This window comes from Aurantimonas sp. Leaf443 (assembly GCF_001425575.1).
Classification (GTDB): Bacteria; Pseudomonadota; Alphaproteobacteria; order Rhizobiales; family Rhizobiaceae; genus Leaf443.
This window is the reverse complement of record NZ_LMRD01000003.1, coordinates 22,557-42,578: the sequence shown is the minus strand read 5'-3', so window position 1 is coordinate 42,578 and position 20,022 is coordinate 22,557. Positions and strand designations below refer to the sequence as shown.

Here is a 20,022-nt window from a genome sequence, read left to right as displayed (position 1 = left end):
GAGCCTGCCTGCCATGCGACCCGACGGTAAGACGCGGTTGGTAGGGCCCCTTATTCCACGCCGGCGCGGCCCTGTTCAAGCGGCGCGGGCGGTCACTTCGCGAGACGGGCGAGGATCGCGTCGGCGATGGGCAGGGCCGAGGTCGCGGCCGGGGAGGGCGCGTTGCAGACATGCAGCATGCGCTCGGTCTGCGCGAAGACGAAGTCGTGGACGAGCGTGCCGTCGCGCCGCACGGCCTGCGCGCGGATGCCGGCGGGGTGCGGCAGGAGATCGGAGAGTTCCAGCGCCGGGCAATATTTGCGGCACGCTTCGAGATAGGCGCGCTTGGACAGCGAGTTGCGCAACTCGCTCGCCGCTGAGCCGGGATAGCGGGCGAGCGTGCGCCAGAAGCCGGGAAAGGCGGCGATCTCCGCCGCGTCGCGAAGATTCACGGAGAGGCGGGCATAGCCCTCGCGAGCCAGGCCGACCACCGCGTTCGGCCCGACCGTCACCGAGCCGTCGATCATGCGGGTGAGATGGATGCCGAGAAAGGGCAGGTCGGGATCGGGCACGGGATAGATGAGATGGCGCACCACCGCGTCATGGCGCGGCGCGAGGCGGTAGTATTCGCCGCGGAAGGGCACGATGCGGTGGTCGACGGCAAGGCCCGCGAGCGCCGCGAGCCGGTCCGACTGCAGCCCGGCGCAGGCGACGAGGCGGCGCGCGCGAAGGCTCCCGCCCTCCGTCGCCACCTCGACCGCGCCCGCCGTCTCGGCGATGGCCGTGACGCGCGTGCGCAGCCGGATCTCGCCGCCGAGGCGCGCGATCTGCGCCCCCATCGCGCGGCAGACGGCGGCATAGTCGACGATGCCGGTGGAGGGCACGAGGAGGGCGGCAAGGCCGGTGACGTTCGGCTCGATCCGCAGGAGCTCGTCGCCGTCGATGCGGCGCACGGCCACGCCATTGGCGCGCGAGCGCTCCAGGAGCGCGTCCATGCGCGCGACCTCCCGGGGCGTCGTGGCGACGACGAGCTTGCCGCAGGTCTCGAAGGGAATGGCGTGCTCGGCGCAGAAGGCCTTGGTCGCCTCCGCGCCCTTGCGGCAGAGTTCGGCCTTGAGGCTGCCCGGCGGATAGTAGAGGCCGGCATGGATGACGCCGCTGTTGTGGCCGGTCTGGTGGGCGCCGAGCCGGTCCTCCTTCTCCAGGAGAACGACGCCCGAGCCCGGCCGCGCCTCCAGGAGGCGCAGGGCCGTGGCGAGGCCGACGATGCCGCCGCCGACGACGCAATGGTCATGGATCATCCGCACCGGCCTCCCGCCCGTCTTCTCCGTCCGTCATAGACCGGAACGGGCGCGCGGTCTCCACCTTGCGCGCGGCGCGAGAAGAAGCGGGCGCGAAGACCCGGATAGCCGCAGCAACAGGAAATAATTCCGCTGTTTCTGGCCTGCGATCCTTACAAACAGCTGCGGCATGTCCCACGTAGAGATCAACCCGACGACAAGTATTGCCACGAAGAGGCCGCGGGGCCCGATCGAGGATGCTTGCGATCGTCGCCCTCCTCGACATGGACAGGTCTGCCGTGAGCATCGCCCCTGGCGTGCGGTCGACCCTCGTCAATCCGCTCACCAGTCGCCAGTGCGAATGTCTCTCCCTGGCCGCGGACGGCAAGACGTCGGCCGAAATCTCCATCATTCTCGGGATCGCCTACCACACGGTGGGCAACCATTTCCGCGAGATCCAGAAGCGGCTGGACGCGCGCACGCGCGCCCATTGCGTGGCCATCGCGCTGCGGGCCGGCTGGATCTGAGCGCCCGCCGCCGCGGCGGGAAACCGGCGCGGGGTCAGCGCACCTGCTGCTTCTCCAGCTTGCGCGCCAGCGTGCGCCGGTGCATGCCGAGACGCCGCGCGGCCTCGGAGATGTTGAAGTCGGTCTGCGCCAGCACCTCGTGGATATGCTCCCATTCCAGCGTCTTGATCGAGGTCGGGCGGGCCGAGATCGGCACGCGCACGTCCCCTTCGGCCTTGGAGAAGGCGGCCTCGATGTCGTCGGTGTTGGAGGGCTTGGCGAGATAGTGGCAGGCGCCGAGCTTGATCGCCTCCACCGCCGTCGCGATGCTGGCAAAGCCTGTGAGCACCACGATGAGCATGGCGGGGTCGTGGGCGTGGAGGCGCCGCACGCAGTCGAGGCCGGAGGCGTTGGCGAGCTTGAGGTCGACGACGGCATAGGCGGGCGTCCGGGAGGCGAGCAGCGCCTCGAGGTCGGCCGGGCTCGGGGCGATCTCCACGCGATAGCCGCGCCGCTCGAAGGAGCGTTTCAGCGAGGCGGCGAAGACGGGCTCGTCGTCCACGATGACGAGGCTGCGCTCAGGCGGCATCGCTCTCCTCCTCCTCTTCCCGTTCGATCTCGAGCGCCGCCAGCGGCAGGCGCAGGGCGACGCGCGCGCCCCCTTGCGGCCGGTTGGCGACCTCCACCGTGCCGCCGAGCGTGCGCACGACGTTGAAGACGAGGAACAGGCCGAGCCCCGCCGCGTGCCGGTCCTTGGTGGACTGGTAGGGCCGCCCGACCTCCGACAGGATATGCGGCGCGAAGCCCGGCCCCTCGTCCTCGACGGTGAGGACCAGCGTCTCGCCCTCGCGCCGCGCGACGAGGGAGATCGCCTGCGGCGAGACCTCGAAAGCGTTGTCCAGGAGGTTGAAGACGCCCTGGCGCAGGGTGGATTCGGAGACGACGGGCAGGTTCTCGTCCACGCGGTTCTCGTAGGTCAGGCCCGCCTGCGGCCGGGAGGCGCGCCACTCGGCGGCCAGCCCGTCGAGAAAGGCGAACATGGTGGTGCCCGCCGCCGACTCGCCGCGCGTCTCGCCCGCCGCCATCAGGACGCCCGTGACGATCGACTTGCAGCGCGCGACCTCCGCGCGCATCAGCGCGAGCTCGCCGGCAAGCTCGGGATCGCCGGCGAGCTGGGGCATGCGCTGCCAGTCGCCGAGGATGATGGAGAGGGTGGAGAGCGGCGTGCCGAGCTCGTGCGCGGCGCCCGAGGCGAGCAGCCCGATGCGCACGATATGGTCCTCCTCGGCGGCGCGCTGGCGCAGCATCGCGAGGCGCTCGTCGCGCTCGCGCGCGTTGCGGTTGATGCGCGTGACGAAGGTGACGAGGAGCACCGAGTTCATCATGAAGCACAGGAGCATGCCGACCACGCGCGCGTCGATCGTCCCGGCGCCTCCCGGTTCGAGCAGCGGCAGCGGCCTGTGGAAGCCGGTGAGCCAGGCGAAGCAGGCGATGGCGAGCGCGACGAGGAGCGTCAGCGTCGCGGGGCCGAGAAGGACGGCCCCGAGCGTGACCTGCAGGAGGTAGAGCGGGGCGAACGGGTTCTCGGTGCCGCCGGAGAAATAGAGCTGGGCCGTGAGCGCGGCGACGTCGAGCGCCAGCGAGACGAAGAGCTCGCCCTCGTCGACGCGCACCCGGCGCGACAGGCGCAGCACGCTGAAGAGGTTGAGCGCCACGAGCCCGCCCACCACCGCCGCCATGGGCGCGAGCGGCAGCGAGGCGCCGAGGCCGAAGGCGACGAGGAGGATGCTGACGACCTGGCCCGCCACGGCGATCCAGCGCAGCTGGATGAGGAGGAGGAGGTTCTTGCGCCCCGCGCGGTCGGCCGGGGCCGGCAGGAGCGCGCCGGCGCCCGCAAGAAGCGGCGCGCGGGGAAGGGCCGCCCCGGCGCTCACCGCGCCCGCCCCTGGCGCCGCTCCTCGCGAAAGGCGTAGGCGAGGCCTCCGACCAGAAGCAGGGCGAGCCCGTACCAGGTCAGCGCGTAGACGAGATGGTGGTTGCGGAAGGAGATCACGGTCAGCCCGCCCACCGGCAGCCCGCCGGGATTGGGGGCGGGTCCGGCATCGACGAAATAGGGCGCGACGCGCTCGCCCGGCAGGGTCGCGGCGGCGATGGCGGAAATGTCGCGGGAGTACCAGCGCCCGCCCGCCGGGTCGTTGGCGCGCAGGAAGCCGCCGCCGGGCTCGGTGAGGCGCAGGAGACCCTCGACGCGCGTTGGCCCGGCGATCTCGCCGCCCGCGCGCGTGTGCCGGTCGCGGGCCTGTTCCGGCACGAAGCCGCGATTGACGATGACGAGCGTGCCGTCGGCGCGGCGCAGCGGCGTCAGCACCCAGAAGCCGGCGCCGCGCTCGGTGAGCGCTTGGACGAGCGTCTCGCGCTCGTGGAGGAAGGTGCCGGCAAGGGCGACGCGCCGGTATTCGTCGGCCGCCGCCGAGATCGCCCCCCAGGCCTGCGGGCCGGGCGCCTCGACGGGCGCGGCGGCAAGGCGCGCGTCGACGCGGGCGATGAGGTCCTCCTTCCAGGCGAGGCGCTGGACCTGCCAGGTGCCGAGCGCGAGGAGGACGCCGAGGACGAGGAGGGCGGCAAGGCCGAGCGCGGCCCGCGCGGCGCCCCCGCGCCGGCGCGGGACCTGTCGCGCCGGCGGTCCGGGCGGCGGGGCGCCGCCCGGAGGGCTCACGGCATCTGGCCCATGGCGTGGCCGGCATGTACCGCGCCGTGGCCGCCGGCGGGGGCGGCGCCCTGGCCTCCCGGACCGCTCGGGTCGGCGGGGGCCGAGAGCGCGCCCGGCGCATGGCCGTCCATGAGCATCATGTTGGTGTTGAGGTGGTACATGACCCAGAGCGAGCCGGCGATGGTGATCACCACGAGCACGACCGTGAAGATGAGGGCGAGCATGTTCCAGCCGCCCTCCGACTGCGTGTTCATGTGCAGGAAGTAGACCATGTGGACGACGATCTGCACCACGGCGAAGGCCATGACGATGAAGGCGGTGAGGCGCGCATTGCCGAGCATGTCGCCCATGACGAGGGCGAAGGGCACAGCGGTGAGGAGGGCCGCCAGGACGAAGCCGGTGACATAGCCCCTGAACGTGCCGTGGCCGGCGCCGCCATGGGCGTCGTGCGCCCCGTGCGTCCCGTGGCCTCCCTGCGCCTCGTGATGGCCGTGGACCGGACCGCTCATTGCAGCACCCCCAGAAGGTAGACGTAGGAGAAGACGCCGATCCAGATCACGTCGAGGAAGTGCCAGAACATCGACAGGCACAGGAGCCGGCGCTGGTTCTCCGGGCGAAGGCCGCCGCGCGCGACCTGCACCATCAGGACGACGAGCCAGAGGAGGCCGACCGTGACGTGCAGGCCGTGCGTGCCGACCAGCGTGAAGAAGGCCGAGAGGAAGGCCGAGCGCTGGGGGCCGGCGCCCTCCTGGATGAGATGGTGGAACTCGTAGAGCTCCAGCCCGATGAAGGCCGCGCCGAAGAGGCCCGTCACGGCGAGCCAGATCAGCGTGCCGCGCCGGTTGTTCTTGACCATCTCCAGCATGGCGAAGCCGTAGGTGATGGAGGAGAAGAGCAGCATCGCCGTGTTGAGGGCGACGAGCTTCAGGTCGAAGAGGTCGGCGGGCGTCGGCCCGGCGGCGAAGGAGCGCCCGTAGACGCCGTAGCAGGCGAAGAGGACCGCGAAGATGAGACAGTCGCTCATCAGGTAGATCCAGAAGCCGAGGAGGGTGCCCCCCTCGGGATGGGCCTCCTCCTCGGTCGCGTGGAAGCGCAGTTCCTCGTCGGTCTGGGCGGCGGTCAGATGTGCAACGCTGGCCATCGTGTCAGGCTCCCGCCGCCTTGAGGGCGCGCGTGCGCCGGCCTTCCTCGACCATCACCTCCTCGACGGGGATGTGGAAGTCGCGGTCGTAGTTGAAGGAATGGACGATCGCCGTGACCAGGATCGCGGCGAAGGAGAGCGCCGCCAGCCACCAGATGTACCAGATCATGGCGAAGCCGAAGGCGATGCTGAGACCGGCCAGGACGATGCCGGCGCCGGTGTTCCTGGGCATGTGGATCGCCTTGAACCCATCGAGCGGGCGCTTGTAGCCGCGCGCCTTCATGTCGGAATAGGCGTCGTGGTCGTGGACGAGCGGGGTGAAGGCGAAGTTGTAGGCCGGGGGCGGCGAGGACGTCGCCCATTCCAGCGTGCGCCCGTCCCACGGATCGCCCGTCACGTCCTTCAGCTGCTCGCGCCGCACGAAGGCGAAGACGATCGACAGGATGAAGGCGACGATGCCGCACAGGACGAGGAAGGCGCCAAAGGCCGCGATCACGAACCAGATCTGCAGCGAGGGATCCTCGAAATGCTGCAGGCGGCGCGTCACGCCCATGAGGCCCAGGATGTAGAGCGGGGCGAAGGCGAACCAGAAGCCCGACAGCCAGAACCAGAAGGAGACCTTGCCCCAGAACGGGTCGAGCTTGAAGCCGAAGGCCTTCGGGAACCAGTAGACCGTGCCCGCGAACATGCCGAACAGCACGCCGCCGATGATGACGTTGTGGAAATGGGCGACAAGGAAGAGCGAGTTGTGCAGCACGAAGTCGGCCGGGGGCACGGCCAGGAGCACGCCCGTCATGCCGCCGATGGTGAAGGTGACCATGAAGCCCATGGTCCACAGCATCGGCACCTCGAAGCGCACGCGCCCGCGATACATGGTGAACAGCCAGTTGAAGATCTTGGCGCCCGTCGGGATCGAGATGATCATCGTCGTGATGCCGAAGAACGAGTTCACGGAGGCGCCCGACCCCATCGTGAAGAAGTGGTGCAGCCAGACGAGATAGGAGAGGATGGTGATGACGACGGTGGCGTAGACCATCGAGGCGTAGCCGAAGAGGCGCTTGCCCGAGAAGGTCGAGACGACCTCGGAGAACACGCCGAAGGCCGGCAGGATGAGGATGTAGACCTCCGGATGGCCCCAGATCCAGATGAGGTTGACATACATCATCGGGTTGCCGCCGAGGTCGTTCGAGAAGAAGTTCGTTCCGACGTAGCGGTCGAGCGACAGGAGGGCGAGGACGGCGGTCAGCACCGGGAAGGCGGCGACGATGAGCACGTTCGTGCACAGCGAGGTCCAGGTGAAGACGGGCATCTTCATTATCGACATGCCCGGCGCGCGCATCTTCACGATGGTCACGACGAGATTGATGCCCGAGAGCAGCGTGCCGATGCCGGCGATCTGCAGCGCCCAGATATAGTAGTCGACGCCCACGCCCGGCGAGTAGGCCGGCCCCGAGAGCGGCGGGAAGGCCAGCCAGCCGGTGCGCGCGAACTCGCCCACGAAGAGCGAGATCATCACCGTCACCGCGCCCGCGGCCGTCATCCAGAAGGAGAAGTTGTTGAGGAAGGGGAAGGCGACGTCGCGCGCCCCGATCTGCAGCGGCACCACGAAGTTCATGAGGCCGGTGACGAAGGGCATGGCCACGAAGAAGATCATGATCACGCCGTGGGCGGTGAAGATCTGGTCGTAGTGGTGGGGCGGCAGGTAGCCCTCCACCTGCCCGAAGGCGATGGCCTGCTGCGTGCGCATCAGGATGGCGTCGGAGAAGCCGCGCAGGAGCATGACGAGCGCCAGCACGATGTACATGATGCCGATCTTCTTGTGATCGACGCTCGTGAACCACTCCGTCCAGAGATAGCCCCAGAGGCGGTAATAGGTGAGGGCGCCCAGAAGCGCCGCGCCGCCGATCGCCACCACCGCGAAGGTGACGAGGAGGATCGGGTCGTGGAAGGGGATCGCCTCGAGCGTCAGGCGCCCGAACACGAGCTCTTGGAGATCGGTGTTGCCGAACATGGTGTGACCTGTTCTTCGAACGATGCCGTGGGGCTCTATTGCTGGTTCAACTGGTTGGGCGCGATCGAGCCCGGTTCGGGCGGGGCGCCGGGCGCCGTTCCCCCGTGGCCCTCGTGGCCGCCGCCATGGCCGCCCGCCGGGGCGGTCGCGGGCGCGCCCGCCTGGCCGCCCGCGTCGGGCGCCATGCCCTGCGGCTGCTCGTCCGAGCGCGGCTCGCGGCCGGAGGCCGGGGCGGTGGCGGCGGGCGCCTCCTCGGCGCCGTGACCCGAGCCGTAGCCGAAGCCGTCGTGGCTGCCGGTGCGGTCGTGCACCAGGCGCTCGCGATTGGCCTCGTGACCCTCGGCCACGCCGCCCTGCGCGTCGATCGCCATCATCTCGTGCATGCACATCTTGCCGGGCTCGACGCACATGCCGAGGATCGCCTGGTAGAGGTCGGCCTCCACGCTCGCATAGTAGCGCACCGGCTCGGCCTCGCTCGGCTTCTCGACCTGAAGATAGGCGGCGCGGTCGAGCGGCGTTCCCTCGGCCTTCACCCTCTGCACCCAGGCCTCGAAGCCCGCCTCGTCCAGCCCGTGGAACTTGAAGCGCATGCGCGAGAAGCCGGGGCCGTTGTAGTGCGAGGCGAAGCCGTCGTAGACGCCCGCCTCGTTGATGACGCCGTGCAGCTTCGTCTCCATGCCGGGCATGGTGTAGATCATGCCGGCGAGCGCGGGCACGTAGAAGGCGGTCATCTGCGCGGCGGAGGTGAGCTTGAAGGCGATCGGCCGGTCGACGGGGGCGGCCAGCTCGTTCACCGTGGCGATGCCGTATTCGGGGTAGAAGAACATCCACTTCCAGTCGAGCGCGACGACCTCGACGGTGAGCGGGCGCATCTCGGCCGTCACGGGACGCCCGGCGCCGATGCGGTCGAGCGGGCGGTAGGGGTCGAGGAGATGGGTGGAGATCCAGGTGAGGGCGCCGAGCGCGATGATGATCATCAGCGGCGCCGTCCAGATCAGCACCTCGAGGCCGGTCGAGTGGTGCCAGGTCGGGTCGTACTTGGCCTTCGCGTTCGAGGCGCGGTAGCGCCAGGCGAAGAACAGGGTCGTGGCGATGACCGGCACGATGATGACGAGCATCAGGAGCGTGGAGACGACGATGAGGTCGCTCTGCTGGGCGGCGACGTCCCCCGAAGGGTTCATCACCACGAGGTTGCAGCCGCTCAGGGTCGCCAGGGGTGTCAGCGTCGCCAGGACGCTCAGGAGTTTCGGGCGCAAGACCACCATCTCATCTTCGATCGCTCTCCCGCCATGTACGGGGGCTTGCTGCAATGCGGGATTGGACGTTTTGTCCAACCCTCTCCCCTTTGACGAAAAGCACGTTCCCGCCCTATTCGGAAGGGGATGACGCGACGTCGCAGGGCTCTTCGGGGTCCGGCCCCGGCTCAGAGGGGCCCGTCGCCACCGCTGGAAGGACTTCGGGCATGGTCGCCAACACCGACACGCAGGGTCTGCCCTCCTCGCGAGGCATCGAGGAGGACGCGCGCAAGGCGGTCTCCGACGGCCATGTGCGGCCCGCCGAGATCGCCATCGGCGTGGTCATCGGCCGCGCCTCGGAGGCCTTCGACTTCTTCGTCTACGGCATCGCCTCCATCCTCGTCTTCCCCGCGCTGGTCTTTCCCTTCCTCGACCCGCTGCAGGGCACGCTGGTCTGCTTCGCCATCTTCGGCCTCGCCTTCGTGGTGCGCCCGATCGGCTCGATCCTCTTCATGGAGGTGGACCGGCGGCACGGGCGCGGCGTGAAGCTGACGATCGCGCTGTTCCTGCTCGGCGGCTCGACGGCGGCCATCGCCTTCCTGCCGGGCTACGAGACGATCGGCCACTGGTCGATCGCCGCGCTCGTCCTCTTCCGCATGGGCCAGGGCGTGGCGCTCGGCGGCGCCTGGGACGGGCTGGCCTCGCTGCTGGCGCTGAACGTGCCCGAGAAGAAGCGCGGCTGGTACGCCATGCTGCCCCAGCTGGGCGGGCCCATCGGCTTCATCGTGGCGAGCGCGCTCTTCGCCTTCTTCGTCCTCAACCTCACCCCCGAGGACTTCCTCGGCTGGGGCTGGCGCTACCCGTTCTTCGTCGCCTTCACGATCAACGTCGTGGCGCTCTTCGCGCGGCTGCGTCTCATCGCCACGGAGGAGTTCGTGCAGCTCTACGAGAGCCGCGACCTGAAGCCGGTGAAGGTGATGGAGCTCCTGCGCGAGCAGGGCTCGGCGATCCTGCTGGGCGCCTTCGTGCCGCTGGCGGGCTTCGCGCTCTTCCATCTCGTGACGATCTTCCCGCTCTCCTATGTCAACCTCTACACCGACCGCCTGCCCGGCGAGTTCCTGGTGACGCAGATCGGGGGCGCGGCCCTCTTCCTCGTCTGCACGATCCTGTCGGGCGTCGTCGCGGACCGGATCGGCCGGCGCGTCCTGCTCGGCATCGGCGCGGTGGCCATCGCCGTCTTCGCGATCGCCATTCCCTTCGTCCTGGGCAGCGGCCGCTCGGAGGGGCAGACCGCCTTCGTCTATATCGGCTTCGCGCTTCTGGGCTTCTCCCACGGCCAGGCCGCGGGCGCGACGGCCTCGAACTTCTCCAGCCAGAACCGCTATACCGGCTCGGCGCTGACCTCCGACCTCGCCTGGCTGATCGGCGCGGGCTTCGCGCCCTTCGTGGCCCTCGGCCTCACCGCCCTGTTCGGCGTCGGCGCCATCGCCTTCTACCTCCTCTCCGGCGCCGCCTGCACCCTCGCCGCCCTCGCCTACAACAAGCGCAAGGGCCTGAAGGACACCGGCGCCTCGTAAGGGGCGGGGCGCCTTCGAGCCCCTCGGTCGTCCCGGGAAAGTCGGATGACGGCGGCGTATCTTTTATGGTACGTCTCGTCTCGGCGCGAGACGGTGCCGGGCGAGGAACGGTTCGAGGGTCCGCGTCGCGCATGTTCCAAGTCGTGTTCTACGAGACGGCCAGCGGCAACCCGGTCGTTCTCGATTTCATCAGATCGTTCGAGGCCGAGGACAGACGCGTGATCGGGGCCGATCTGAGCGCCGTCCAGATCGGGTTTCCCATCGGCCCGCCCCTCTGCGACCACCTGCAGGGGCCCTTGTGGGAGGTTCGCAGTTCCCTTCCCTCGAGGCGGGAGGTGAGGCTCATCTTTTTCCAGCAGGACCACCGGCTCGTCGTCGTGCACGGGTTCGTCAAGAAGGTGCAGAAGACGCCCCGCAAGGACCTCGACCTCGCCGACCGACGCCGGCGCGAATTCCTCTAGAAGGACGATCCGATCCCATGAGTGACCCGACGCAACACCAGGGAGGCCGCAGCCTCTCGGGCCTGACGACCCTCGACGACTGGCTCGACGAGGAAGGAACCCGCGAGGACGTCGCCGTCCTCGCGGTCAAGAAGGTGATCGCCGCCCAGCTCGTCGTCCAGATGCGCGAGCAGAACATCACCAAGGCCGAGCTGGCGCGGCGCATGCACACGAGCCGCAGCCAGATCGATCGCGTACTCGATCCCTCCTCTGACGTGAATGTCGGCACGCTCTCGCGGGCCGCGGGCATCGTGGGGCGCAAGGTCCGTCTCGAACTGATCTGAGGTCATACGAGACCCACCACCACGGCGCCGGCGAAGGCGAGATTGGCGAGGACGAGGCACAGGACCGCCAGCGAGCCGAGGTCCTTGGCGTCGCGCGCGAAGAGCGACCAGTCCGGCGAGAGGCGGTCGACGATCAGCTCGATCGCCGTGTTCAGCGCCTCCGTCGCCGCCAGCGCGAGGAGGAGCACGCCCTGCAGGAGCAGCGCGCGCCCCGACGCGCCGGCAAGGGCGAGCGCGGCGAGCAGCGCAGCCGAGAACAGGATCTCGTGGCGGAAGGCGGGCTCGGCGAGAAGCCGGCGCAGGCCGGCGCCCGCATGGCCGGCGGCCGCCAGGAGATGGCCGAGCCCGCGCGTCTTGCCGGGTGCCGGACGCACGGCCGGGAGCGTCATGGGCCGGCCTTGGCGAGTTTGGCCGGAGCGGCCCCCGGCGCCGCGCGGCAGGGCGCGAAGGCGTCGAGCCCCCTGTCGTAGACGCCGGTCGAGACGTCGCCGAGGCCCAGCATCGTGTGGAAGAGATTGTCGTGCGAGAGCGGCGCGTCGCGACGGCCGGCAAGGCAGGCCGCGTCGAGGCCCGTGGCGGCGGCCATGCCGTTCGAGAGCCAGGCGATCATGGGCACGCGCGTCTGCTCCTGCGGTGCCATGAAATAGGGCATGGCGTGGAGATAGAGGCCGTTCTCGCCGAGCGACTCCCCGTGGTCGGAGACGTAGAGGAGGGCGGTGTCGAGATCGGGCCGGGCCGACAGGAGGTCGATCGCCGAGGCGAGCACGTGGTCGGTGTAGAGGATCGTGTTGTCGTAGGCGTCGACGATCGCCTGGCGCGAGCAGTCGGCGAACTCGGCCGTGCGGCAGGCGGGCGAGAAGCGCTCGAAGGCGTTCGGATAGCGGGCATGGTAGGCCGGCCCATGGCTGCCGATCTGGTGCAGCACGATCACCGTGTCGCGCGTGACGCCGGCAAGCTCCGCCTTCAGCCGGTCGATCAGGATCTCGTCGTGGCACTCCCCGTCCGCGCACCGGCGCGGGTCCGGCGTGTCCGGCAGGAAGACGTAGGGAACGCGGTCGGCCACGTGGTAGGCGCCCGAATCGTTGTCGATCCAGCGCACGTCCTGCCCGGCATGGGAGAGGACGTCGAGGAGCCCCTGCGAGGAGCGCGCCGCCTTGCTGGAATAGCCCGCCCGCGTGAGGTTGGAGAACATGCAGGGCACCGAGACGGCCGTCGACGTGCCGCAGCTCGAAACCTGCGTGAAGGAGATCGCGCCGCGCGCGGCGAGCTCGGGCGTCGTGTCGCGCCCATAGCCGTTGAGGCCGAAATTGGCACCGCGCGCGGTCTCGCCGACGACGAGGACGGTGAGGAGCGGCCGGCGCCCCTCGGCCGCCCGGCGCGGCGCGGCGTCGAGCCCGAGCGGGGCGACGACGAAGTTCCGCTCCTGCAGGCGCTGCGCGGCGTAGCGCCCGGCCGCGACCAGCGGCGCGCTCGGATTCAGGCTGTCGATGAGGTCGCGATGGGTGCGGAAGGTGGAGGAGAAGCCGGGATAGAACGCGAGGACGAGGGCGAGCGCGACGGCGAGGCTCGGGAAGACGACGAGGCTGTTCTGCCGGAACTTGGCCAGCGCGCCGCGATGGCGCACCCGGACGGCGGCGACGGCGAGCGCCGGCAGGAGGCCGAACAGGACCATGTGCAGCGCCAGGCCCGGCGTCATCAGCTGCCCCGCCTCGGCGCGCGAGGTGAGCATGACGTTGGCGATCATCTCGCGGTCGATGAGAAGGCCGTAGCTGTCGACGAAATGCGAGGCCGCCGCGCTGAGGAGGATCAGCGCGACGAGGACCGGCTTGACGAGATACTTCACCGACAGCGTCGTCAGGATGGCGAGCATGAGCAGGTAGAGGCCGAGGCCGAGGCCGGCGAGCTGCAGCTCGTGCCCGTCGAAATAGGCGAGCCCCTTGCGCCAGAAGGCGCCGTTGGTGACGAAGAGGAGATAGGCGCAGACGAGCGCGACGAGCGGCACGCTGCCGAGCGTGGGTCTTGCAGGCTTCATCCTCTGCCTCTCGTCCGGTCGCCGGCGGGCCGCCGGCATCCTCGGCCTTTAGGGCAGGGACCTGCGCGCCCGCTGTCCGCCGCTATACGGATCGGTATAGAACGGCGCGAGCCCGGTGCGCCGGCGGCCCGGCGCTGGCATAGAGCGGGGACGGGGGAGGAGACCGGCGGCGTGAAGGTTCTGCTGATCGAGGACGATGCGTCGACGGCGGCCTATGTCGCGGCGGGCCTGCGCGAGGAGGGGCACGAGGTGGACCACGTCTCCAGCGGCGCGCTCGGGCTGGAACTGGCGCTCGGGCGCACCTACGACGTGGCGGTGATCGACCGCATGCTGCCCGGCCTCGACGGGCTGTCGCTTCTCAGGGCCGCGCGCGCTTCGGGCTCGCGCGTGCCGGCGATCTTCCTCACCGCCGTCGGCGGCGTCGACGACCGCGTGGAGGGGCTGGAGGCGGGGGCCGACGACTATCTCCTGAAGCCCTTCGCCTTTTCCGAGCTGATGGCGCGGCTGAACGCGCTCGCCCGCCGCGGGGCGCCCGAGCGCCGCGAGGAGACGGTGCTGCGCGTCGGCGAACTGGAGATGAACCTCATCGCCCGCACCGTCACGCGCGCGGGCCGGCCCGTCGATCTGCAGCCGCGCGAATTCCGGCTGCTGGAATACATGATGCGCAATCGCGGCCGGGTGCTCACGCGCACCATGCTGCTCGAACGGGTCTGGGAGTTCCATTTCGACCCGCGCACCAACGTGGTGGAGACCCATGTCAGCCGGCTGCGGGCCAAGGTCGACCGGCCCTTCGACGGCGAGATGATCCGCACCGTGCGCGGCTCGGGCTATGTGATCGATGCGCCTTCCTGATCGTTTCCGCACCACGTCCTTCCGCCTCTCGGTCGGCTACGCCCTCTCCTTCGGCATTTCCGCCTTCGTCATCATGGCGGTGACCTATGTCGCGGCCAGCGCGCAGATGCAGGGCATCGTGCGCGCCTCCATCGCCGAGGACATGGCGCTCTTCACCCATGCCTTCGAGGAGGGCGGTGCGGCGGGCCTCGCCGAGGAGGTGCGCGAGCGCACGGGCAGCGCCGCCGCCGACCGCTTCTTCCTGGCGCTCGGGCCGGACGGGGCGGCGGTCGCCGGCAACCTGCCGCCGCAGGCCTGGCGGCCGGGCCACAGCGTCGCGGCCCTGCCCGCACCGCCGGCGGGGGCGGCGCCCGAGCCCGAGACCGGCGACCGGCTCTATGCCGAAGGGCGCACGCTCGGCACGCTGCGCGTCATGGCCGCGCGGCGCTCCGACATCCTCGCCGAGATCGACGACATCCTCCTCTCCGCCCTTCTCTCCGGCGGCGTGGTCACGGCGCTCCTCGCCCTTGTCGGCGGCACGCTGGTCGGGCTCGGACCGACGCGCCGGGTCGACGCGATCGCGGCGACGACGCGCGCGATCGTGGACGGGCGGCTCGACCTGCGCCTGCCGGTCTCGGGCCGGGGCGACGAGCTCGACCGGCTGGCGGCAGACATCAACGTGATGCTGGCGCGCATCGAGACGCTGGTGGCCAGCCTGCAGCAGGTCTCCGCCGACATCGCGCACGACCTGCGCACGCCCCTGTCGCATCTGCGCCAGCGCCTGGAGGGCCTGCCGCGCGCGCAAGGGCGCGCGGCGCTGGAGCGGGCGGCGGAGGAGGCGGTGGCCGGGACCGACGCCATCATCCAGACTTTCGACGCGCTCCTTCGCATCGCGCAGATCGACGCCGGCGCGCGCCGCAGCCGCTTCGCCCGGCTCGACCTCTCCGCCCTCGCCGAACGCGTGGCGGATGCCTATGGTGAGGTGGCGCGCGACGCCGGCCACCGTTTCGAGGCCTCGATCGAGCCGGGTCTCGCCGTCTTCGGCGACCGCGATCTCCTGACCCAGGCGCTCGCCAATCTCGTGGAGAACGCCATCAACCATGTGCCCCCGCCCGGCAGGATCGCGCTCGTCCTCCGAGGCGAGACGGGCGCCGCACGCCTGGAGGTGCGCGACGACGGGCCGGGCATCCCGGAGGCCGAGCGCGACAGGGTCTTCCGCCGCCTCTACCGGCTGGACCGCAGCCGCGGCACGCCCGGCCACGGGCTCGGCCTCGCCCTCGTCGCCTCCATCGCCGAGCTGCACGGGGCGAGGGTGACGGCCGCCGATGCCGGGCCCGGCCTCGTCATGACGCTCGACCTGCCGGTTCTGGCGGCGGACAGTCCCGTCGCCGCGCCGGGCGGACCGGCCCGCGCGGGCGCCGGGCGCGGGGATTACCGAAGCGTATAGCGGCCGCCATGGGGCGGAGAGACGGGCATGCGAGAGAGGTTCGACCCGCCGCAACGCCCGAAGGATCGCCCCATGACGCCCCTCTCCACCGCCCGCCCCGTCCGCACCGCCGACGGCCGCCCGCTCGCCTGGTCGCGGCTCTCCATCCTCCTGCACTGGCTCGTCGTCGTCCTGATCGTCGTCCAGTCTGTCGCCGCGGACTCCATGGAGGCGCTGTTCGACGCGACCTACGAGGGCGGCCCGCTGAGCGGCCTCGACCGCGCGCTCGGCTGGACGCATATCGTCTGCGGCAGCGCCATCCTCGCGGCCATGGCCGCGCGCCTCGCCGACCGCCTCCTGGTCGGCCGCCCGCCCCACGACGCGGGCGACCCCGCCTTGGCGGTGCGCCTCGCCCGCGTGACCCACGCGCTCCTCTACGCCCTGCTCCTGGCCATGCCCGTGCTCGGCCTCCTTGCCTGGATCACGGGAGAGGAGGCCTTCGCCGACCTCCACACCCTCCTGTGGACGCCCCTCCTCGTCCTCGTCGCGCTGCATGTCGCGGGCGCGCTCGCCCAGCAGTTCTGGTTCCGCACCGACGCCCTGCGGCGCATGGCGCGTCTGCGGCGCTGAGGGCGTCAGCTCCTGCCGCCGAGCGCGCGCAGGGCGTTGAGGACGACGGCGACGTCGATCGCCTCCTGGACGAGGGCGCCGGGCACGGGGGCGAGGAGGCCGAAGGCCGCCGCCGCCATGGCGAGCGCGGAGAGCGCCAGGCCCGCGCCCATGCTCTGCAGGGCGATGCGCCGCGTGCGCCGGGCGATGGCGAAGGCCTCGGGCACGCGGCCGAGATCCTCCACCAGGATCACGACGTCGGCGGTCTGCGAGGAGGCGTTGAGGCCCCGCGCGCCCATGGCGATGCCGACATCGGCGGCGGCGAGCGCCGGGGCGTCGTTGATGCCGTCGCCGACCATGGCGACGGGCCCGCTCGCCCGGCCGCGATGGATGGCGGCGAGCTTCTCGGCCGGCGTCAGGCCGGCGCCGATCTCGTCGAGGCCGAGCGGCCCGCGCAGCGGCTCGGCGGCGGCGGCCTCGTCGCCCGTCAGGAGCGCGATGCGCCCGATCCCGAAGGCGCGCAGCGCGGCCGTCACCGCGCCCGCCTCCGGCCGCGGCCTGTCGCCGAGCCGCACGAGGCCGGCGAAGGCCCCGTCCACCGCCACCGCCACGGTGATGTCGCGCTCCGCCCGCGTCTCGCGCGCCGGGCGGGGCCGGGCGAGGGCCGCGAAGACGAAGGGCACGGAGCCGGCGAGGACGGTCCGCCCGGCGACGCGGCCCTCGAGGCCCTCGCCCGGCGTCTCGCGCACCTTTGAGGGCGTGGAGAGCGCGAGGCCGCGCTCGGCGGCGACCGCCACGATCGCCTTGGCGACGACATGCGTCGAGCCCTGTTCCAGCGAGGCGAGGAGCGTCAGGATCTCGTCCCCGCTATGGGGCGCCCGCGCCTCGATGCCCGTGAGGCTCGCCCCGCCGCGCGTCAGCGTGCCGGTCTTGTCGAAGAAGACGGTGCGCACCTCGGCCAGCCGCTCCAGCGTGGCGCCGCCGCGCACCAGGATGTTGCGCCGCGCCGCGCGCGCGATGCCGGAGACGAAGGCGACGGGGGCGGCGAGGATGAGCGGGCAGGGCGTCGCCACGACGAGGACGGCGAGCGCGCGCTGCGCCTCGCCCGAGGCGAGCCAGGCGCCGCCCGCCACCGCCAGCGTGCCCGGCAGGAGCCAGAGCGAGAAGCGGTCGGCGGCGCGCAGGAACGGCGCCCGGGCGGCCTGCGCCTCGCCCACCATGGCGACGATGCCGGCATAGGTGCTGTCGTCGGCGCGCGCCCGCGCCTCCATCTCCACCATCGCCCCGACATTGAGCGAGCCGCTGCGCACGGGCGCGCCGGCGGGCCGCAGGACGGGCAGGGGCTCGCCGGTGACGGTGGACTCGTCGAGCCGGGCGGGCGCGCGGACGATGCCGTCGACGGGGATGACCGCCCCCGCGGGCACGAGCAGCCGGTCGCCGACGCGCACCTCGCCCACCGGCACGACCGAGACGCCCCCTGCCGTGATGCGCTGGGCGCTCGTCGGCGCGCGGTCGACGAGAAGGCGCAGGTCGCGCCGCGCCGTGCGCTCGGCGAAATCCTCCAGCACCTGGCCGCCGCTGTACATCAGCGCCACGACGGCGCCGGCGAGCGGCTCGCCGAGAAGGACGGAGGCGAGCATCGCGGCGAGCGCGATGGCGTCCACCCCGAGCCGGCCGCCCTTCAGCGCCCGCACGATGTCGCGCGCGACGAGCGCGGCGGGCGGCACGACGGTGGCGGTGAGGACGAGGCGCGCGGGCTCGTCCCGGCCGAGCGCGAAGAGGAGCAGCCCGGCGCCGAGCCCGGCCAGCGCGACGGCGAGCACCGCGCGCGGATCGCCGAGCCGGGCCAGCGGCGAGGGCGGGGCGGCGGGCGTCGCCGGGGCGATGGCGGCGGGCGCCGCGCGCAAGGGGCCGGCCTCGCGGTCCTGAACTGTCATGGGCGAGCGGCCTTCCATCGACGGGATCGGCCCGATCCTGCGCATGCGGCCGACGCGCCGGCATTGATCGCGGTCAAGGCCGCGCCGGGGCGCGCGTGGCAGGGATGGGCCGGGCCTGTCCGGGCCGGGCTCACCTTGAGGATGCGCGCCATGGTTCAGGATCTCGCCATCGGGACCGTCCTCATCGCCGCGACGGTCTGCCTGCACACGCTCGGCCTGATGGCGGTCACCGACCTCACCGCGCGGCTGATGCCGCTCTGGCGGGCCCATGCGCGCGTCGGGCCGGTGCTGGCGATGATGTCGGTCGTCCTCGGGATCTTCGCGATCCTCTCGGTCGAGATCTGGTTCTGGGCCGGGGCCTATCTCCTCCTCGGCGTGGTGCCGGGCGGCGAGGCGGCGCTCTACTTCTCCACCACGACCTTCGCGACCGTCGGCTTCGGCGACGTGGTGCCGCATGCGCAGTGGCGGCTTCTGGCCGCGCTCGAGGGGATCGACGGGTTCCTCCTCATCGGCTGGTCCACCGCCTATCTCGTCTCCGCCGGCACGCGGATCGGCCCGTTCCGCATCGGCGAGCATTTCTAGGCCGGCTCGCTCGGCGGCGCGGCGGAGGGCGAGCGGCGGTGAGGCGGCGAGCGTCGCGCCGTCAGGTCGCGATGGCCGGGCGCGCCTCGACCCCGGTCGGTCCGCAAGGGCGTCAGTCACGGGCGTCGAGGCAGGCGGCGATGGCCGCCGCCGCCGCGCGAAAGCCGTATCGGAACCGAGGCGGCGCCCGCCCGCCCATGGCCCGCCGTATCCCCCGAACGGTGCCCTGCCGGTTCTGCAAGGCTGCCTTGCCTTCCAGCCGGGCGGGCCGGACCTAGTTCCCGCCCCTCGAAGACAAGGAGCAGGACGATGGACAGAACCGCACTCGTGGTGGGCGCAAGCGGGATCGTGGGCGGCGCGACCGCCGCCCTTCTCCACAAGGAGGGCTGGACGGTGCACGGCCTGTCGCGGCGGCCGCGCGAGCAGGCGGGCGTCGTGCCCGTGGCGGCGGACCTTCAGGACGCGGGCGCCACCGCCGCCGCGCTCTTGGGGCTGAAGCCGGAGGCGGTCTTCGTCACGACCTGGCTGCGTCAGGCGAGCGAGGCGGAGAACATCCGCGTCAACGCGGCCATGGTGCGCAATCTCCTGGACGGGCTGCGCGCCGCCGGCTCGGTGCGCCACGTGGCGCTGGTGACCGGGCTCAAGCACTATCTCGGTCCCTTCGAGGCCTATGGAAAGGGCACCCTGCCGCAGACGCCCTTCCGCGAGACGCAAGGGCGGCTCGACGTCGAGAACTTCTACTACGCGCAGGAGGACGAGCTCTTCGCCGCCGCCGCGCGCGACGGCTTCGCCTGGAGCGTCCACCGGCCGCACACGGTGATCGGCAAGGCGGTGGGCAACGCCATGAACATGGGCACGACGCTCGCCGTCTATGCGAGCCTGTGCCGCGAGACCGGCCGGCCCTTCCGCTTCCCCGGCTCGGCCGTGCAGTGGAACGGGCTGACCGACATGACCGACGCGCGCCAGCTCGCCCATCATCTCCTGTGGGCCGCCACGACGCCGGCCGCCGCCGACACGGCCTTCAACGTGGTGAACGGCGACGTCTTCCGCTGGAGCTGGATGTGGGGCCGGATCGCCGGCTGGTTCGGCCTCGAGCCCGCGCCCTTCGACGGCACGCTGCGCCCGCTGGAGGATCAGATGCGGGACGATGCGCCGGTCTGGCGGCAGATCGCCGAGCGCGCGGGCCTTGCCGAGCCCGACCTGTCGCGCCTCGCCTCGCCCTGGCACACCGATGCCGATCTCGGGCGCCCGATCGAGGTCGTCACCGACATGAGCCGCAGCCGCGGCCTCGGCTTCACGCGCTACCAGGCGACGGACGAGGCCTTCTTCGACCTCTTCGAGACGCTGCGCGCCGACCGGCTGATCCCGTGAGGCGAGGGCGC

Annotated in this window: 19 protein-coding genes and 1 pseudogene; 9 read left to right on the top strand and 11 right to left on the bottom strand. The window is 71.5% G+C overall.

All coding sequences use genetic code 11. The annotated features are described in order from the left end of the window. Positions 1-92 precede the first annotated feature (92 nt). Positions 93-1,280, bottom strand: coding sequence for an L-2-hydroxyglutarate oxidase (gene lhgO / locus ASG48_RS04445; RefSeq protein WP_055845923.1), 1,188 nt, complete (start codon positions 1,278-1,280; stop codon positions 93-95). Between the two features lie 278 nt (positions 1,281-1,558). Here lhgO and ASG48_RS04440 point away from each other — a divergent pair, with 278 nt between their 5' ends. Beyond that, positions 1,559-1,786: a helix-turn-helix transcriptional regulator gene (locus tag ASG48_RS04440; protein ID WP_162243900.1), complete on the top strand. Its 228-nt coding sequence runs from the start codon at positions 1,559-1,561 to the stop codon at positions 1,784-1,786. 34 nt (positions 1,787-1,820) lie between these two features. Here the strand turns inward: ASG48_RS04440 and ASG48_RS04435 are convergent, their stop codons facing one another. The 7 genes and pseudogenes from ASG48_RS04435 to cyoA all read right to left on the bottom strand — a co-directional run bounded on the left by ASG48_RS04435 (position 1,821) and on the right by cyoA (position 8,892). After that, entirely contained in the window at positions 1,821-2,354 is a 534-nt protein-coding gene (locus tag ASG48_RS04435; protein WP_055845918.1) for a response regulator transcription factor, read from the bottom strand. Beyond that, entirely contained in the window at positions 2,344-3,699 is a 1,356-nt protein-coding gene (locus ASG48_RS04430; protein WP_055845915.1) for an ATP-binding protein, read from the bottom strand. The genes ASG48_RS04435 and ASG48_RS04430 overlap by 11 nt, the downstream gene beginning before the upstream one ends. Next, positions 3,696-4,481, bottom strand: coding sequence for an SURF1 family protein (locus ASG48_RS04425; RefSeq protein ID WP_055845913.1), 786 nt, complete (start codon positions 4,479-4,481; stop codon positions 3,696-3,698). The genes ASG48_RS04430 and ASG48_RS04425 overlap by 4 nt, the downstream gene beginning before the upstream one ends. A 128-nt stretch (positions 4,482-4,609) precedes the next feature. Continuing rightward, positions 4,610-4,984: pseudogene (gene cyoD, locus ASG48_RS04420) on the bottom strand (cytochrome o ubiquinol oxidase subunit IV); the annotation flags it as partial. Then, complete coding sequence (cyoC, locus tag ASG48_RS04415; protein ID WP_082529238.1) at positions 4,981-5,616, bottom strand: cytochrome o ubiquinol oxidase subunit III; 636 nt, start codon at positions 5,614-5,616, stop codon at positions 4,981-4,983. The pseudogene cyoD and the gene cyoC, both read right to left, overlap by 4 nt. 4 nt (positions 5,617-5,620) lie before the next feature. Further along, the gene (gene cyoB / locus ASG48_RS04410; protein ID WP_055845910.1) at positions 5,621-7,627 is read right to left on the bottom strand and encodes a cytochrome o ubiquinol oxidase subunit I; all 2,007 of its coding nucleotides are present in this window, start codon (positions 7,625-7,627) and stop codon (positions 5,621-5,623) included. 35 nt (positions 7,628-7,662) lie between these two features. Next, positions 7,663-8,892 (bottom strand): ubiquinol oxidase subunit II, encoded by a 1,230-nt coding sequence (cyoA, locus tag ASG48_RS04405; protein WP_055845907.1) that lies wholly within the window; start codon positions 8,890-8,892, stop codon positions 7,663-7,665. Between the two features lie 197 nt (positions 8,893-9,089). On the opposite strand from cyoA, the gene ASG48_RS04400 reads away from it, so the two are divergent. The 3 genes from ASG48_RS04400 to ASG48_RS04390 all read left to right on the top strand — a co-directional run bounded on the left by ASG48_RS04400 (position 9,090) and on the right by ASG48_RS04390 (position 11,223). Beyond that, positions 9,090-10,439: an MFS transporter gene (locus ASG48_RS04400; RefSeq protein ID WP_055845905.1), complete on the top strand. Its 1,350-nt coding sequence runs from the start codon at positions 9,090-9,092 to the stop codon at positions 10,437-10,439. Between the two features lie 131 nt (positions 10,440-10,570). Then, positions 10,571-10,900, top strand: a complete 330-nt coding sequence (locus ASG48_RS04395; RefSeq protein ID WP_055845902.1) for a type II toxin-antitoxin system RelE/ParE family toxin — start codon at positions 10,571-10,573, stop codon at positions 10,898-10,900. 17 nt (positions 10,901-10,917) lie between these two features. Further along, positions 10,918-11,223: an XRE family transcriptional regulator gene (locus ASG48_RS04390; RefSeq protein WP_055845899.1), complete on the top strand. Its 306-nt coding sequence runs from the start codon at positions 10,918-10,920 to the stop codon at positions 11,221-11,223. 2 nt (positions 11,224-11,225) lie between these two features. Here the strand turns inward: ASG48_RS04390 and ASG48_RS04385 are convergent, their stop codons facing one another. Then, entirely contained in the window at positions 11,226-11,612 is a 387-nt protein-coding gene (locus ASG48_RS04385; protein ID WP_082529237.1) for a diacylglycerol kinase, read from the bottom strand. After that, entirely contained in the window at positions 11,609-13,255 is a 1,647-nt protein-coding gene (locus ASG48_RS04380; protein ID WP_055845897.1) for a phosphoethanolamine--lipid A transferase, read from the bottom strand. The genes ASG48_RS04385 and ASG48_RS04380 overlap by 4 nt, the downstream gene beginning before the upstream one ends. Positions 13,256-13,426: 171 nt before the next feature. Here ASG48_RS04380 and ASG48_RS04375 point away from each other — a divergent pair, with 171 nt between their 5' ends. From ASG48_RS04375 to ASG48_RS04365, 3 genes are all read left to right on the top strand, one after another. Continuing rightward, on the top strand, positions 13,427-14,107 hold the full coding sequence (locus ASG48_RS04375; protein ID WP_055845894.1) for a response regulator transcription factor: 681 nt from the start codon (positions 13,427-13,429) through the stop codon (positions 14,105-14,107). Beyond that, on the top strand, positions 14,094-15,533 hold the full coding sequence (locus ASG48_RS04370) for a HAMP domain-containing sensor histidine kinase (protein WP_082529236.1): 1,440 nt from the start codon (positions 14,094-14,096) through the stop codon (positions 15,531-15,533). The genes ASG48_RS04375 and ASG48_RS04370 overlap by 14 nt, the downstream gene beginning before the upstream one ends. A gap of 72 nt (positions 15,534-15,605) precedes the next feature. Further along, complete coding sequence (locus tag ASG48_RS04365) at positions 15,606-16,142, top strand: cytochrome b/b6 domain-containing protein (protein ID WP_055845891.1); 537 nt, start codon at positions 15,606-15,608, stop codon at positions 16,140-16,142. A 5-nt stretch (positions 16,143-16,147) separates the two neighbouring features. Here ASG48_RS04365 and ASG48_RS04360 read toward each other — a convergent pair whose 3' ends face one another. Continuing rightward, positions 16,148-18,058, bottom strand: coding sequence for a heavy metal translocating P-type ATPase (locus ASG48_RS04360; protein ID WP_082529242.1), 1,911 nt, complete (start codon positions 18,056-18,058; stop codon positions 16,148-16,150). Between the two features lie 150 nt (positions 18,059-18,208). On the opposite strand from ASG48_RS04360, the gene ASG48_RS04355 reads away from it, so the two are divergent. Further along, entirely contained in the window at positions 18,209-18,640 is a 432-nt protein-coding gene (locus ASG48_RS04355; protein ID WP_055845961.1) for a potassium channel family protein, read from the top strand. Positions 18,641-18,949: 309 nt separating this feature from the next. Beyond that, the gene (locus ASG48_RS04350) at positions 18,950-20,011 is read left to right on the top strand and encodes an SDR family oxidoreductase (RefSeq protein WP_055845888.1); all 1,062 of its coding nucleotides are present in this window, start codon (positions 18,950-18,952) and stop codon (positions 20,009-20,011) included. The last annotated feature ends 11 nt before the right edge of the window (positions 20,012-20,022 follow it).